13 protein-coding genes and 1 pseudogene are annotated in these 14,616 nt (G+C 71.8%); 7 read left to right on the forward strand and 7 right to left on the reverse strand.

Annotated elements, in window-relative coordinates; genetic code table 11:
* Nucleotides 1-5 precede the first annotated feature (5 nt).
* From ABZ370_RS38165 to ABZ370_RS38185, 5 genes are read right to left on the reverse strand one after another with little or no spacing between them, the layout of a single operon-like run.
* Nucleotides 6-1,703 (reverse strand): ABC transporter ATP-binding protein, encoded by a 1,698-nt coding sequence (locus ABZ370_RS38165; RefSeq protein WP_358631127.1) that lies wholly within the window; start codon nt 1,701-1,703, stop codon nt 6-8.
* Entirely contained in the window at nt 1,700-2,524 is an 825-nt protein-coding gene (locus ABZ370_RS38170; RefSeq protein WP_358631130.1) for an ABC transporter permease, read from the reverse strand. The genes ABZ370_RS38165 and ABZ370_RS38170 overlap by 4 nt, the downstream gene beginning before the upstream one ends.
* Nucleotides 2,521-3,504: an ABC transporter permease gene (locus tag ABZ370_RS38175; protein ID WP_358631133.1), complete on the reverse strand. Its 984-nt coding sequence runs from the start codon at nt 3,502-3,504 to the stop codon at nt 2,521-2,523. The genes ABZ370_RS38170 and ABZ370_RS38175 overlap by 4 nt, the downstream gene beginning before the upstream one ends.
* Nucleotides 3,501-5,117 carry an ABC transporter substrate-binding protein gene (locus tag ABZ370_RS38180; protein ID WP_358631136.1) on the reverse strand — a complete coding sequence of 539 codons (1,617 nt, stop codon included), beginning with the start codon at nt 5,115-5,117 and terminating at the stop codon, nt 3,501-3,503. Before ABZ370_RS38180 ends, ABZ370_RS38175 begins: the two co-directional genes overlap by 4 nt.
* Nucleotides 5,110-5,769, reverse strand: coding sequence for a GNAT family N-acetyltransferase (locus tag ABZ370_RS38185; RefSeq protein ID WP_358631139.1), 660 nt, complete (start codon nt 5,767-5,769; stop codon nt 5,110-5,112). The genes ABZ370_RS38180 and ABZ370_RS38185 overlap by 8 nt, the downstream gene beginning before the upstream one ends.
* Nucleotides 5,770-6,415: 646 nt before the next feature.
* On the opposite strand from ABZ370_RS38185, the gene ABZ370_RS38190 reads away from it, so the two are divergent.
* From ABZ370_RS38190 to ABZ370_RS38210, 5 genes and pseudogenes are all read left to right on the forward strand, one after another.
* On the forward strand, nt 6,416-7,795 hold the full coding sequence (locus tag ABZ370_RS38190; protein WP_358631142.1) for an LLM class flavin-dependent oxidoreductase: 1,380 nt from the start codon (nt 6,416-6,418) through the stop codon (nt 7,793-7,795).
* Nucleotides 7,792-9,129 carry an NtaA/DmoA family FMN-dependent monooxygenase gene (locus ABZ370_RS38195; protein ID WP_358631145.1) on the forward strand — a complete coding sequence of 446 codons (1,338 nt, stop codon included), beginning with the start codon at nt 7,792-7,794 and terminating at the stop codon, nt 9,127-9,129. The genes ABZ370_RS38190 and ABZ370_RS38195 overlap by 4 nt, the downstream gene beginning before the upstream one ends.
* Nucleotides 9,126-10,340, forward strand: coding sequence for an acyl-CoA dehydrogenase family protein (locus ABZ370_RS38200; protein ID WP_358631148.1), 1,215 nt, complete (start codon nt 9,126-9,128; stop codon nt 10,338-10,340). Before ABZ370_RS38195 ends, ABZ370_RS38200 begins: the two co-directional genes overlap by 4 nt.
* Before the next feature lie 248 nt (nt 10,341-10,588).
* Nucleotides 10,589-11,041 (forward strand): annotated as a pseudogene (locus tag ABZ370_RS38205) (TerB family tellurite resistance protein); the annotation flags it as partial.
* Nucleotides 11,042-11,071: 30 nt separating this feature from the next.
* A complete protein-coding gene (locus tag ABZ370_RS38210; RefSeq protein WP_358631178.1) occupies nt 11,072-11,413 on the forward strand; it encodes a metalloregulator ArsR/SmtB family transcription factor in 342 nt (113 codons plus the stop codon).
* On the opposite strand, the gene ABZ370_RS38215 is transcribed toward ABZ370_RS38210, so the two are convergent.
* Nucleotides 11,334-11,981 carry a GNAT family N-acetyltransferase gene (locus tag ABZ370_RS38215; RefSeq protein ID WP_358631151.1) on the reverse strand — a complete coding sequence of 216 codons (648 nt, stop codon included), beginning with the start codon at nt 11,979-11,981 and terminating at the stop codon, nt 11,334-11,336. The genes ABZ370_RS38210 and ABZ370_RS38215 overlap by 80 nt on opposite strands.
* Before the next feature lie 199 nt (nt 11,982-12,180).
* On the opposite strand from ABZ370_RS38215, the gene ABZ370_RS38220 reads away from it, so the two are divergent.
* Nucleotides 12,181-12,795: a LysE family translocator gene (locus ABZ370_RS38220; RefSeq protein ID WP_358631154.1), complete on the forward strand. Its 615-nt coding sequence runs from the start codon at nt 12,181-12,183 to the stop codon at nt 12,793-12,795.
* A gap of 279 nt (nt 12,796-13,074) precedes the next feature.
* Nucleotides 13,075-13,995, forward strand: a complete 921-nt coding sequence (locus tag ABZ370_RS38225; RefSeq protein ID WP_358631157.1) for an aminoglycoside phosphotransferase family protein — start codon at nt 13,075-13,077, stop codon at nt 13,993-13,995.
* Nucleotides 13,996-14,013: 18 nt separating this feature from the next.
* Here ABZ370_RS38225 and ABZ370_RS38230 read toward each other — a convergent pair.
* Nucleotides 14,014-14,616, reverse strand: a 603-nt coding sequence (locus ABZ370_RS38230) for an ABC transporter ATP-binding protein (protein WP_358631160.1), incomplete at its 5' end; no start/stop codon positions are given.

Raw genomic sequence — 14,616 nt, forward strand, 5'->3', positions numbered from 1 at the left:
TCGGGTCAGGATGCGCGTAGCTCCTGGCCCGGGAGCGAGGCCAGCAGCTCCTGTGTGTAGGGGTGGCGGGGGGCCGTCAGGACCTCGTCGGCGTCGCCCCGCTCCACGATCCGGCCGCCCTTGAACACCAGTACGCGGTCGGTGAGATGGTGCACCACTCCCAGGTCGTGCGAGATGAACAGCAGCGAGGTGCCCAGCTCCGCCCGCAGCTCCGTGATCAGGTCGAGCACCTGGGCCTGGACGAGGACGTCCAGCGCGGACACCGGCTCGTCGCACACGATGATCTCCGGTTCGGCGATCAGTGCCCGCGCGATCGCCACCCGCTGGCGCTGCCCGCCGGACAGCGAGCGGGGACGGCGGGTGAGGTGACCGGCACTCAGCCCGACACGTTCCAGGGCGGCGACGGAGATGTCGCGCCGCTCGGAGCGGGAGCCCCGATGGTGGATGTTCTCGGCCAGCACCCGGTCCACGCTCCAGCGGGGGTCGAAGGAGCTGAGCGGGTCCTGCTGCACGTACTGGACCAGCCGTCGCGAGGCCCGGCGTTCCCGCTCGGTGAGCACGCTCCAGGGGTGGCCGTGCAGCCGCACCTCTCCGGAGTCGGGCCGGGTGAGGGCGAGTACGAGGTCGGCGCAGGTCGTCTTGCCCGAGCCGGACTCGCCGACGATGCCCAGCGCCTCGCCCCGGTGGAGCCGGAACGACACGTCGTCCAGGGCGGTGAACCGCTCCTGCCCGGGGCCGCGCAGCGGGTACGTCTTGGTCAGGCGGCTCGCCTCCAGGACCACGTCGTCGTCGGGCCGCTGCGGAGAAGCGGGCCCGGTGCGGGCGGGGCCATCTTCATCAGCCTGTCGGCCCTCGTCGGTACGTCGCTCGTCGCCGGTGAGCCGTCCGCCGCGTGAGGCCGCCGAGGGGATCGCCGCCAGCAGTCGCCGGGTGTACGGGGCGCGGGGGCGCCGGAGCACCTCGCGCACCGGGCCGTCCTCCACCACATGGCCGTGTTCCATCACCAGGACGCGGTCGGCGATGTCCGCGACGACGGCCAGGTCATGGCTGATCAGCAGCAGCCCCGTACCCTCGGCGACCCGGGCGGCCAGCAGGTCGACGACCTGGCGCTGCACGGTCACGTCCAGTGCCGTGGTGGGCTCGTCGGCGATGATCAGCCGGGGCTGGGCGGCGATGGCCGAGGCGATCAGCGCGCGCTGGCGCAGTCCCCCGGACAGCTCGTGCGGATGGGCGTCGATCCGCCGCTCCGGCTCCGGCATGCCGACCGCCCGCAGGGTGTCCAGTACGCGTTCGCGCGCCCCCGCGCGGGGCACCAGCCGATGGTGCCGGATCGCCTCGCCGACCTCCTGGCCCACGGTGCGCAGCGGGTCGAGCGAGACCAGCGCGTCCTGGAGGACCAGCCCGGCGAACCGTCCGCGCAGCGCCCGCCAGTCCCGCTGCGAGAAGACGGTCGCGTCCCGGCCGTCGACCCGTAGCGCCTCGGCTTCGACCACCGCCTCGCGGGCGTTCAGTCCGACGAGGGAGCGGGCGGTGACACTCTTGCCCGAGCCCGACGCGCCGACGATGGCCACGCACTCCCCCGGGTGGACGGCGAACGAGACACCGTGCACGGCGGGTACGGTGCCGCCACGGGTGCGGAAGCCGATGCTGAGCGAGTCGACGTCGACCAGTGGCCGACGGGACGCCGGGGCGCTTTCGGTCATGAGGTCCTGCCTTCCAGGAGGAGTTGCAGCCTGCGGCCGACGACGGTGAAGGCGATCACGGTGACGGTCATGGCCAGGCCCGGGAAGAGCCCGGCCCACCAGGCGGTACGGAGGATGTCGCGGCCCTCGGAGAGCATCACGCCCCACTCGGGCACCGGGGGCTGGGGGCCGAGGCCGAGGAAGCTCAGCCCGGAGACGGCCACGATCGACGTGCCGATGTCGATGGTGGCGATGACGGGGACGGCGATGAGGACGTTGGGGGCGATGTGCCGGGCCAGAATCCAGCCGCGGCCACGCCCCTGGACGACGGCGTGGGTGACGTATCCGGCGTCCTTCACCGCCCGGGTCTGCGCGCGGATCACCCGGGCGAACTTCGGCACGCCCGACACTCCGATCGCCACCGCGATGTTGAACACTCCGGGCCCGGTGAAGACCACCACGAGCATCGCCAGCAGCACTCCCGGAAACGCGGACACCACATCGAGCAGCCGTGCCACGGCCTCGTCGGCCACCCGGCCGGACAGCCCGGCCAGGACACCGGCCACCAGGCCCAGCACCAGGCTGATGAGCATGGCCGCCACTCCGAGCAGCAGGGAGTAGCGCGCCCCGTGGATGACCCTGGCGAACACGTCCCGGCCGAGCAGATCGGTGCCGAACCAGTGCCGTGCGCTGGGTGCTTGCAGGGATTCGGGCATCGAGGAGCGCAGCGGGTCGGTGTCGCCGAACAGGCCGGGGAAGGCCGCGGCGAGCAGCAGCACGCCGATGAGCGCGGCGCACAGGGCGGTGCCGATGTGGCGCGGCCGGACAGCACGTGGGGTCATCGGGTCCTCAGCCTCGGGTCGATGAGCAGGTTGACGATGTCGACGAGCGTGGAGATGACCACGTACGCGAAGGCGGCGAGCAGCACGACGGCGAGCACGACCGGCACGTCCTTGTTGGTCACGGCGGTCAGGGTGACGGCGCCGAGCCCCGGGCGGCCGAAGACGGTCTCGGTGATGACCGCGCCACCGAGCAGGTTGCCGATCATCCAGCCGCCCAGGTTGATGACCGGTGGCAGTGCGTGCGCCAGGGCGTGGCGCAGCCGCACCAGGGTCTCGCCGACGCCACGGGCCCGGACGGTGGTGATGAACGGCTGCTCCAGCGTGGATTCCAGGGACTCGCGCAGCACCTGTGACAGCAGCCCGGCCATGGGCAGCCCGAGGGTGACGGCGGGCAGCACCAGGGAGGCGGCGCCGCTGTCGGCGGTGACCGGCAACCAGCCCAGCTCGAACGAGAACACCATCAGCAGCAGGATGCCGAGCCAGTACACCGGGGTGGAGGTGGCGACGAGTTCGGCGAGCGAGGCCAGGGCACGCAGCGGGCGGGCCCGGCCCGCGGTGGCGATCGCCACCGACAGGGCGAGGAGGATGGCCAGCCCCGCCGCGAGGAGGGTCAGTTCGACCGTGGGCGGGAGCTGGTCGCCGACGACGTCGGCGACCGGCTGCCGCATCGCGTAGGAGCTGCCGAGGTCGCCGTGGAGCAGCCGTCCCAGATAGTCGAGGTATTGCACGAGGGGCGGCCGGTCCAGGCCCCATTCGGCGGCGACCGCCTCCTGGGCACCGGGGTAGGTCTGGTCGCCCACCAGGATGTCCTCGATCTTTCCCGGCATGGTGTGCAGCACGACGTAGGCGACGGTGGCGGCCGCCCACATCACACCGATGCCGGTGGCGACGCGGATGGCGACACGCCGCCAGGCCACGGCTCCCGGCCGGGCCGGGCGGGGGGCCGCAGGGCGCTCCGTGGTGGCGGGTGCCGTGGTCATCGGCCGACCCGTACCGCGTAGGAGGTGGCGGGCGAGTCTAGCTGGGTCTCGAAGCCGAGCCCGTGGACCGCGTCGGAGGCGGCGATCTGGTAGTGCGGGGCGAACAGCGGGACGATGTACGCCCGGTCCACGGCGCGCCGCTGGATCTTCGCCAGCAGCGGGCGGCGCCGGTCCAGGTCGGTGGTGGCCAGGGCTCGGTTGATCATGGCGTCGAGCTTTCTGTCGTATCCGTGGACGTTGCCGTAGAGGAACTCGGTGCTGCCGAGGACCTGTCGCAGCTCCAGTCCGGCGTCCAGCGGGTTGAGCGTGTTCGGGTAGATGCTCCAGTCGCCGGTGGCCTTCTGTTCGGTGAACTCCCCGGCCGTGTTGATCTTCAGATCGAGGTCGAGTCCGATGTTCTGCCGCAGCTCGGCCTGGAGCGCCTCGATGAGTACGTCGCGGTTGTCGCGCACATACGGCTGGGGGTAGCCGACCTCCAGGGTGAGCCGTTTGCCGTGCTTGGTGCGGTAGCCGTCGCTGTCGCGTCCGGTCCAACCGGCCTCGTCGAGAAGGCGGTTGGCTTTCTGGGGGTCGTTTCCCCAACTGCCCTTCAGCGAGGCGTCGTAGTCGGGGTTGTCCGGGCCGATGTCGGACCAGGCGCGATGCACCGTGCCCCGGTAGACGGCCTGTACGACCGCGTCCAGGTCGGCGCCGTCGCGCAGCGCGCGCCGGACGCGGATGTCGGCGCCGGGCCCCCGGGTGTAGTTGATGTTGAGGGTGAACGAGGTCTGGCGGGACGGTCCGGTGCGGTACTGGAAGCCCTTGACGCCCTTGAACAGCGGTACGTCCAGGGGCTGTACGCCCTCGATGGCGTCCACCTGGCCCGAGGAGAGCGCCCCGGAACGGGTGGAGTACTCGGGCAGGAAGCGGTAGGTGACGGTGTTCAGCCGCGCCGGACCTCGGTGCCGGGAGAAGGCGGGCGGCCAGTCGTAGCGGGGGTTCTTGCGGAAGCGGACGGACTGGCCACGGGTGTAGCGGTCGACGGCGAACGGGCCGGTGCCGACGAGCGACCGGCTCGCGTCGCACAGCGTGTCGCCCTTCTTCAGCGAGCCGGGCGAGAGGAAGCCCAGCTTGACGCTGGAGAACGACTCCAGGAGCGAGGAGTCGGGCTTCTTCAGTTCGATGCGCAGCGTGTGCGGGTCGGGCGTGGTGCTGCGCTGGTAGTTGACGAGCAGACTGGCGGCGTCCGCGGCGTTCGCGGGGTCGGCGACATAGTCGAAGTTGGCCTTCGCGGCCCGGGCGTCGAAGCGGGTGCCGTCGCTGAACGTGACGTCGTCGCGCAGCCGGAAGGTGTAGACGGTGCCGCCCTTCGAGATCTTCCAGCGGGTGGCGAGCCAGGGGGCGAAGGTTCCGTCGGGCTTCTTCGCGATCAGTGAGTCGACGTAGTTGCGGATGATGATGAACGCGTTCTGCTGGGTGGAGCGGTGGGGGTCGAAGCACTGCGGTTCCGTGGTGACGCCCCAGGTCAGGGAGTCATCCGAGGCGGAGGTGCGGGCCCCGGCCCCGGAGGGCGCGCATCCGGCGAGGAGCAGCAGCGCGCCGAGGAGGGCGGCAAGGGCGCGGCGGTCACGCATGGCGCCCCCGCTCCTGGCTGTCCCGCGCCCGGCTGCTGCGCGTCTGACTGCTCCGCGTCTGACTATCCCGCATCTGGCCGCTGTGCTCCTGGCGCTCGCGCCGCGCGTCGAGGGTGGCGGTCAGCGGCTTGGCGAAGCAGACGCTGTACGGGTCGAGCGCGTACGGCGGATACGGCGCGATGCGGTGCCAGCCCTCGCGCGTGTAGAGGGCGGTGGCCTCGGGCTGGAGCTCGCCGGTCTGCAGCACCAGTTCGGTGATGCCGCGCTCGACGGCGGACGCCTCGACCGCGGCGAGCGCGGCCGAGGCCAGCCCGCGTCCTCGGTGGTCGGCGCGGACGAACACCCGCTTGATCTCCCATCGGCCACCGGGGAGCGCGCGCAGCGAGGCGGACGCGACGGGGTCGCCGGACGCGGCGAAGGCGACCCAGGTGACAGCGATCTCGTCGGCGGTGGGCGGGGGCGGCAGATGCGGGCGCGGCCCGTACGGCGCGTAGCGCGGCTTGATCTCCGCGTCCATCAGCGCGCGCAGCTCGGCGGCGGCAGGGTCGTCCCAGCCGAGCGCCACCCATCGGACGGCGCCCTCCGGGCCGGGCAGGGGTGCGGAGGCCCCGGCGAGGGCTTCGCGGAGCTCCCGCGGAAACGTGTCGGTCACGATGGTTTTCCTCATGGGCGCATGGCCTCGTCCGCGCCACGGCATGCCGGTGGCACGGGAGTTGGCGAGTCGTCAGGCGACGGCGTTAAGAGAACACGTCCCGAAAGGGCGGACGGATCGTCCGCGGGGACGCGTGGAAGTGGGCAGCCCGGCGGGGAGTCAACCGGCCGCCGGGGCCGTGGTCATCGCCTCAACAACACTGCGCGCTCACCACTCGACCGAGGTCGACGTGGTGGCGGTGCGCCAGAAGTGTGGAGGCCATGGACGTCACCCAACACCGGCATTCGTGTACTGGTCAAGCAGCGACCAGTATGCGGAACGGCGGCCGACCACCCCAGCACCCCGTTCATCTCACCATGCGGTCACGTTGTTGACCTGGGCCGACGCGGAGTGTGAGCATCCCGTCCCATGTCGCGGAACCTCTTCTGCACGCGCCGCCGCACGGTCGATCACATGGTGATCACCAGCGCCGCCTGTCTCTCCTGACGCTCCCCTTCCCGCTCGGGGCCGGTCCGCCCTGCTTCGCCCCGCCCGGATGCAAGCCAGCGCCAACGCGGCCGTGCTGAACGGGCGTTGGCCGAGCGATCTCGATGTGGAGCCCCGGCCCGCGAGGCTTTCCCACCCACCAGCGACAGCGAGCCGCCTCATGACCGCCGCAGCCGGCAGGCGACACCTGCACCTCAACGTCAACATCTTCCAGTCCGGAATCTTCGCGGGGGCGTGGCGCGCCCCCGACGGCGATCCGCGCGCCGCCTTCTCCCTCGGCCACTACATCGCCACCGCCCGCATCGCCGAGGCCGCGAAGCTCGACGCGGTCTTCCTCGCCGACACCCCCGTTCTCACCCCGGACATCGCCCACCGCCCCGAATACGCCCTCGAACCCACCGTCATCCTGGCCGGGATCGCCGCGCACACCAGCCGCATAGGCCTGATCGCCACCGCCTCCACCAGCTACAACGAGCCCTACAACATCGCCCGCCGATTTGCCGCGCTGGACCATCTGAGCCGGGGCCGTGCCGGGTTCAACGCGGTCACCACGGCCGGGCCCGCCGCCGCCCGCAACTTCGGGCTGCGGCAGGCGCCCGCCCACCGCGACCGCTACCGGCGCGCAGCCGAGTTCGTCGACGTCGTCGGCCGGCTGTGGGACAGCTGGGACGACGACGCGCTCGTGGGAGACCCCGAGCGGGGTGTGTTCGCCGACCCCGCCCGTATCCACACGATCGACCACCGGGGCGAGTTCTTCCGCGTACGGGGGCCGCTGAACACCCCGCGGTCGCCGCAGGGCCGCCCCGTCCTCGTCCAGGCGGGCGGATCGCCCGACGGCATCGAACTCGCGGCCGCACACGCCGAGGCCGTCTTCAGCGCCGCGCAGACGCTCGACGAGGGCAAGGCGTACTACCGGGCCGTCAAAACACGTGCCGCCGCGCTCGGCCGCGACCCCGACGGGATCGTCGTGCTGCCCGGCCTGTCGACGGTGGTCGCCGCCACGCGTGACGAGGCGCTGGAGCGCCTCCACCGCCTCCAGAACCTCATCCCGCTCCGCTACGGCCTGGACCGGCTCGCCGCCCTCCTCGGCATCGATGCCGACGCCCTCGACCCGGACGCGGAACTGCCGTGGCACCTCATCGGACCCGCCGAGAACGTCCAGGGGCTGCAGACCTTCTTCACCGTCACCACCGACCTCGCCCGGCGCGAGCGGCTGACCGCCCGGCAGCTCATCCACCGGCTCGGCGGCGGACTCGGCCACCGCGTCGTCGCCGGTGGGCCCGCCGACATCGCCGACACCATCGAGGAGTGGTTCACCTCGGGCGCGGCGGACGGCTTCAATCTGATGCCCGACGTGCTCCCCAGCGGCCTCGCGGCCTTCGCCGAACACGTGGTCCCCGAGCTGCGCCGCCGGGGGCTGTTCCGCGACGACTACGCGGGCACCACCCTGCGCGACCACTTCGGCCTGGCCCGGCCTCCGGTGGCCCGGCCCCGGGACACGCGGCGCGCACCCGACACGGCGGAGGTCCTGACCCGATGACACGCCAACTCCATCTGCTGGTGAACATCACCGGCGTCGGAAACCACCCCGTGGCCTGGACCCGGTCCGGCCTGCCGCCGGACGCGTACGTCGACCCGGAACACCATCTGCGGGTCGCCCGCACCGCGGAACGCGGCGCCCTCGACGGGGTGTTCCTCGCCGACATCCCCGCCCTCCACGGCGACATCGGCCAGGGCCCCGGGCAGGGCCTGGAGCCGTCCATGCTGCTGACCTACCTCGCCGCCGCCACCGAACGTGTCGGGGTCGTCTTCACCGGCTCCACCACCTTCAACGAGGCCTACAACCTGGCCCGCCGGGTTCTCTCGCTCGACCACGCCTCGCAGGGCCGCGCCGGATGGAACGCCGTCGCCACCTTCTTCCCCGAGGCGGCACGGAACTTCGGCCTCGACACCGCCTTGGACCACGACACCCGCTACCGCAGGGCCGAGGAGTTCATCGGCCTGGTGCACCGGCTCTGGGACTCCTGGGACGACGGCGCGCTCCTCGCCGACACCGGGGGCGCGCGCTTCGCCGACCCCGACCGGATTCACTCCGTCGACCACACCGGCGAGTTCCTCGACGTCGCGGGGCCGCTCAACCTGCCCCGCTCCCCGCAGGGCCGCCCCGTGCAGCTGCAGGCCGGGGCCTCGCCGCAGGGCGTGGCACTCGCGGGACGCTTCGCCGAGGCGGTCTACACCCCGCTGCTCGACGAGGAGGCGGCCCGCGGCTACCGCGCCCACCTCGCCGGGCAGGCCCGTCGTCACGGGCGGGACATCTCCGGCATCCGGCTGCTGCCCGGCCTCACCCCGGTGATCGGCAGCACCGAGGCGGAGGCCCGCGCCCGCTTCGCCGCGCTCGAAGCGGGCACCCGCGAGGACGCGCGGCAGATCGGCCGGGTGGCCCGTACTCTCGGCCTCGACCCCTCCACCACCGACCCGGAAGTTCCGCTGTCCGAGAGCCAGTTGGCCGGTCCGCCACCGGACCGGCTGCCCACCGGGTTCTTCCGCACCCATGCCGAGATCGCCCGCCGCCAGGGGCTGTCGCTGGCCGGGCTCGCCGCACGCACCATCGGCGGCCACCGGTCGGTCGTCGGCACCCCGGAACAGATCGCGGACGACATCACCGCGTGGTGGTCGGCCGGCCTGGTGGACGGTTTCACCCTGCTGCCCGACGCCCTCCCCGACGGCCTGGACACCTTCGTCGACCACGTCGTGCCGCTTCTGCGGGCGCGCGGCGTCTTCCGTCACACGTACACGGGCACGACCCTCCGCGACCACCTGGAGCTTCCCGTGCCCGCATCGTCCTACGAGCAGAAAGAGGCCGCGGCCCGATGAACACCACGACGGCCCCACGCACCGCTTCCGTAACGGAGCTACTCCAACGCGTACCGGAGCTGACCGCCTCCCTCGCCACCGACACGGCGCGCCGCGAGGCCCGGCGGGAACTGCCGTACGCCTCCATGGACGCGGTGCGGGCGAGCGGCATCGGGGGCCTGCGGGTCCCGGCGGCGTACGGCGGCCCGGGAGCGAGCCTCGTCGACCTCTTCCGGACCGTCGTCGACCTCGCGGAGGCGGACTCCAACGTGGCGCAGGCCCTCCGCCCGCACTTCGGCTTCGTCGAAAAGCTCATCAGCGACGGCCGGAAGGCCGAGCGCGAGCGGTGGTTCGGCGCGGCGCTGGCGGGCGAACTGTTCGGCAACGCCACCGGGGAGACCGCGGCCAAGCACCCCGGCGACATCCACACCACGCTGGTGCCGGACGGCGACCAGTACCGGCTGAGCGGTACGAAGTACTACAGCACCGGCAGTCTGTTCGCCGACTGGGTGTCCGTCGCCGCGAAGGACCCCCAGGACCGGCGGGTGCGCGTCGTGCTGCCGACCGGCCGCCCCGGACTGCGGCTGATCGACGACTGGGACGGCATGGGCCAGCGCATGACGGCCAGCGGCACCACCGAGCTGGACGACGTGGTGGTGTACCCGTACGAGGTCGTCGTGGACGAGGCCGTGGGCGTGCGCCGGACCCACCTCGGCGCGTACCACCAGCTCTTCCTCGCCGCCGTGGAAACCGGCATCGCCAAGAACGCGGCCCGCGACGCGATCGGCTACGCCCGCGACCGGGCCCGCGCGGTGCGCCACAGCGGTGTCGAGCACGCGGTACAGGACCCGTTCGTCCAGCACACCGTGGGCGAGATCGCGGCCCTCGGGTACGGGGCCGAGGCCACCGTGCTCCGCGCGGCCGCCGCCATCGACCGCGCCCTCACCGGCCCCCGCGCCGAGGACGGTGTCGCGGGCGGCGAACCGGCGCTCGCCGAGGCGGCCACCGAGGTGGCGCAGGCACAGGTGGTCGCCGCCCAGGCGGCCCTGCGCGCCGCGGAGCGGCTGTACGACGTGGGCGGGGCCTCGGCCACCCGGCGGGAACACAACTTCGACCGCCACTGGCGCAACGCCCGCACCCTGGTCAGCCACAACCCGATCGCCCACAAGGCCCGCGTGGTGGGCGACTACCTCCTCAACGCCGAACCGCCGCCCCTGACGGGTTTCTTCTGAGGCCTGGTCCGGACACGGGCGGCTTCGGCCGCCCCGCCACCGTCTCCGCCCCGGACCGAGCCGCTCTCCCCTCCCCTTGAGTTGATCACGGCGTGCAGACTATAGGGACGACCCACCCTTCGCCGTACGCGGAGCGGCAGACGACTGCCACGCCTCCGCGCGCATCAACCCGGTGAACCCAGCTCTCTACAAACCTGTAGATTCTGTTTCCACCTCACGCGACGGGGAGTACCGACAAGGAGATGCAGATGGCGCTGTGGGACCGCCTCAGGGACTCGGTTCAATCGATGCAGGCTCAGCTCACGGCGATGAAGAGCGACTTGAAGAGCGGAGCGTTCCGGGACGCCAGCATCGCCATGTGCGCCCTGGTGGCGGCGGCCGACGGCCGGATCGACCCCGCGGAGCGGGAACGCGTCGCCCAGCTCATCGCCACCAACGACGTGCTCCAAAGGTTCCCCTCGGACGAACTCCACCGCCGCTTCGAGGAGCACCTCGACAAGCTCACCGTGGACTTCGACCTCGGCAAGGTCAGTGCGATGCAGGAGATCGCCAAGGCGAAGAGGAGGCCCGCCGAGGCGCTGGCCGTCATCCAGATCGGCATCGTCATCGGCGGTGCCGACGGCTACTTCGACGACAGCGAACGGGCCGTCGTCCGCACGGCCTGCGTCGCCCTGGACATCCCTCCGGCCGAGTTCGACCTCGCGCCGCGCACGGCCGACGACCCGGTCGGCGTGGAGGAGGAGCTGTACGCCAGGGCCGCCCTGCCCGGAGACGAGCTTCAGGTCTTCCTCAAGGCGCTGGCCAGCGGGACGCGCCAAAAGCTGTTCTCGCACTTCGCCGACGGCGAGGAGCTGACCGTCGGCGAGGCCGCCGAACGTACCGGGCTCGGCCCGTCGACCACCTCCGAGCACCTCGCCGTCCTCCGGCGCGGAGGGCTGCTCCAGTCGATCCGCGACGGCAAGCTCGTCCGCTACCGCGCCAACAGGGAGAACATCACCGAACTGCTCGAGCAGCTCCATTCCTGCCTTCTCGCCCCGGCGGAGCCGCACGACCCTCCTCTTCCTCGGCGTTGATGTCCGGCAGTGTCAGCCCCCACGTCTGCAGGGCATAGGGACGCCCCTTCTCCTCCCCCGTGATCAGCGGGACGTCGAGCAGGCCGAAGCCCGCCGCGGTGGCCACGGCGACGCTGGCGGCGTTCTCGGCCTCCAGTTCCAGGATCACTTGGTCCACGCCCAGCCGCTCGAACGCATACGCCGCCATCACCCGCACCGCCCGCCCGGCCAGCCCCCGGCCGCGGTGCGCCGGGCCGACCGCGTAGCCGAGCTCCGTGCCCTCGGGGGCACGCCGCAGCATCACCTCGCCGAGCGGCACGCGGCCGTCCACGGTGATGGCGAGCAGGATGGCCGCGCCCTCCGCCCGCAGCTGCCGGGCCCGGTCCAGTCGTGCGCGGGCGGCCGCTTCGTCGAACGGGGAGACGATCGGCGTCCAGTACGCGATGTCGGGGTGGTCGAACAGATCCGGCATCGCGGCCAGGTCCGCTTCCGTCCAGTCGCGCAGGACGAGACCTTCGCCCGTGACCTCGATCCGATCGGGGAAGGGCGACGCGGTACTGCTCACGGTGAGGGACCTCCCTGGCCGCATCAGGACGAGGCACGATAGCCGGTTGGCGAGCCGCTGGCAGACGGCCGTCCATCGGCGGCCCGGGCAAGAATCTTTCCGTATGGGGCACCCAAGGGAAGATCTTCCCTCACTCAGGGCCGTTGCGGGGTAAGAACGCAAACACCTTCGGGCCAATCCCGCCTAACCTTCCCTCAGAGCAAGGAATGCGAGGGATCGAACCATGGAAATGACGACGCTGGCGGCCTTCTTGGCAGTAGATCTGCTGCTGGTGTTCACCCCGGGCGCCGACTGGGCCTACGCGATCTCGGCCGGTCTGCGGGACCGGTCGGTCGTCCCGGCGGTCGCCGGGCTGATCGCCGGATACGTCGGGTACACGCTGCTCGCCGTCGCGGGCCTGGTGGTGATCGTGGCGAACTCGGCGACGGTGCTCACCGCGCTGACCGTCGCCGGGGCGGGCTATCTGGTGTGGCTGGGCTGCGGCGTGCTGAGGCGGCCCGCCACACTGACGGCCTCCGAGGAGACCATGGGGTCCTCCCGCACGCAGATCATGCTCAAGGGGATGGGGATCAGCGGCCTCAACCCCAAGGCGCTGCTGCTGTACTTCTCGCTGTTCCCGCAGTTCATCAACCCCGCGGGCGGCTGGCCGGTCGCCGCGCAGACCGGTCTGCTCGGCACGCTCCACATGACGGCCTGCGCCCTCGTCTACCTCGCCGTCGGCGTCCTCGCCCGCACGGTCCTGAAGACGAGGCCCTCGGCGGCCCGGGCCGTCACCCGCGTCTCCGGTGCCATGATGATCGCCATCGGCGTGTTCCTGCTGGCGGAACGCCTGGCGTAGCCGTAGCCGCCCGGATGCCGCAGCCGCCTGAGCGAACAGATGTGGCCCTCACCGACGGGGGATGCGGTGAGGGCCAGGTTCAGTGTGGCACGGAACAAGCGATGATGTACACGTTCCGGGCAGCAAACATTGCATATATCCATCACTTGACTCACACGCAGCTCATCCGCCCCAGCAGCGACACGGATGCGTCCGGGCCCCGGACCCACCGGCAGTCGCGATGGTGAACAGGGCAACCCAGGAGCCATGGGGGCGCGACCCCCGATACTGTTGCTTCGCATGACGGACACCCGCATGGAGATCACCGCGGAGCTGGTCCGGGATCTGCTGCGCGGCCAGCACCCCGACCTGGCCGATCACCCCGTGCGGCTCGGCGCGCGCGGCTGGGACAACCAGCTGTGGCGGCTCGGCGACGACCTCGCCGTCCGGCTGCCCTGGGCGACGCGGTCCGCGGACGCGCTGCTGCGCAAGGAGCACGCCTGGCTGCCCGCCCTCGCCCCGCGCCTTCCTCTGCCGGTCCCGGTACCGCAGCGCCTGAGCGAGCCCTCCGAGCGGTTTCCGAGACCCTGGATCGTCACCACCTGGGTGCCGGGCGCGCCCGCCGACCGGGCCCCTGTCACGAGGGGCGCGGAGGCGGCGGACGTCCTGGCCGGTTTCCTGACGGCCCTCCATCGCCCCGCCCCCGAGGCGGCACCCGTCGACGGGCGCTCCGGCCGCGGCGGGCCGCTGGCCGACCTCGCGGAGCAGTTCACCGAGCAGCTCACCTCGGCTACCGAGCTGAGGCTGGCCTCCGACCCTGATGCCGTTCGCGCGGTCTGGGAGGACGCCGTCGACGCACCCGCCTGGCCGGGTCCGGCGCTGTGGCTCCACGGCGACCTGCATCCGGCCAACGTCCTCACCGCGGACGGCACCTTCTGCGGTGTGATCGATTTCGGCGATCTGTGCGCGGGTGATCCGGCCTGCGACCTCGCCGCTCCGTGGATTCTGCTGCCGGACGGCGCCTTCGGCCGCTTCCACGACGCCTACGAGCCGACGGCGGACGACGCGACCCTGCGCCGCGCCCGCGGCTGGGCAGTACTGAGAGCCCTCAGCGGCATCCTCATCGGAGAGGCCGGTATCCACGGCCGCCCCGGCGGCAAGCCCACCTGGGGCCCACCGGCCCACACGGCGCTGCGGCGCCTCATCGCGACGGCCCGCTGAACGACCGGATGCGAGCGGCTACTTGCCGGTTTCCTTCTCGTAGGCCTCGATGACCTCGTCGGTCGGGCCGTCCATCAACAGCTCGCCCTTCTCCAGCCACAGCACCCGGTCACAGGTGTCCCGGATCGACTTGTTGTTGTGGCTGACGAGGAAGACCGTTCCGGCATCCTTGCGCAGCTCCCGGATGCGGGCCTCGGAGCGCTTCTGGAACTTCCGGTCCCCCGTGGCCAGTGCCTCGTCGATCATCAGCACGTCATGGTCCTTGGCCGCCGCGATGGAGAAGCGGAGACGGGCCCCCATACCGGAGGAGTACGTACGCATCGGCAGGGTGATGAAGTCACCCTTCTCATTGATGCCCGAGAATTCCACGATGTCCTCATACCGCTCGCGGACCTGCTCACGCGACATCCCCATGGCCAGACCGCCCAGTATGACGTTCCGCTCCCCGGTCAGATCGTTCATCAGCGCCGCGTTGACGCCCAGCAGCGACGGCTGACCATCGGTGTAGACACTGCCGCGCTCGGCCGGCAGCAGCCCCGCCACCGCCTTCAGCAGCGTCGACTTGCCCGAACCGTTGGAGCCGATCAGGCCGATCGACTCACCCCGGTAGGCCACGAAGGT

Source organism: Streptomyces sp. NPDC005962, from assembly GCF_040629205.1.
Lineage (GTDB): Bacteria > Actinomycetota > Actinomycetes > Streptomycetales > Streptomycetaceae > Streptomyces.

Excerpts from the sequence above, each read along its gene's own strand:
- ABZ370_RS38220 (WP_358631154.1), top strand. The coding sequence starts at position 12,181 with ATGGAAATGACGACGCTGGCGGCCTTCTTGGCAGTAGATCTGCTGCTG.
- ABZ370_RS38170 (WP_358631130.1), bottom strand. The coding sequence starts at position 2,524 with ATGACCCCACGTGCTGTCCGGCCGCGCCACATCGGCACCGCCCTGTGC.
- ABZ370_RS38180 (WP_358631136.1), bottom strand. The coding sequence starts at position 5,117 with ATGCGTGACCGCCGCGCCCTTGCCGCCCTCCTCGGCGCGCTGCTGCTC.
- ABZ370_RS38215 (WP_358631151.1), bottom strand. The coding sequence starts at position 11,981 with ATGCGGCCAGGGAGGTCCCTCACCGTGAGCAGTACCGCGTCGCCCTTC.
- ABZ370_RS38195 (WP_358631145.1), top strand. The coding sequence starts at position 7,792 with ATGACACGCCAACTCCATCTGCTGGTGAACATCACCGGCGTCGGAAAC.
- ABZ370_RS38190 (WP_358631142.1), top strand. The coding sequence starts at position 6,416 with ATGACCGCCGCAGCCGGCAGGCGACACCTGCACCTCAACGTCAACATC.
- ABZ370_RS38165 (WP_358631127.1), bottom strand. The coding sequence starts at position 1,703 with ATGACCGAAAGCGCCCCGGCGTCCCGTCGGCCACTGGTCGACGTCGAC.
- ABZ370_RS38175 (WP_358631133.1), bottom strand. The coding sequence starts at position 3,504 with ATGACCACGGCACCCGCCACCACGGAGCGCCCTGCGGCCCCCCGCCCG.
- ABZ370_RS38225 (WP_358631157.1), top strand. The coding sequence starts at position 13,075 with ATGACGGACACCCGCATGGAGATCACCGCGGAGCTGGTCCGGGATCTG.
- ABZ370_RS38200 (WP_358631148.1), top strand. The coding sequence starts at position 9,126 with ATGAACACCACGACGGCCCCACGCACCGCTTCCGTAACGGAGCTACTC.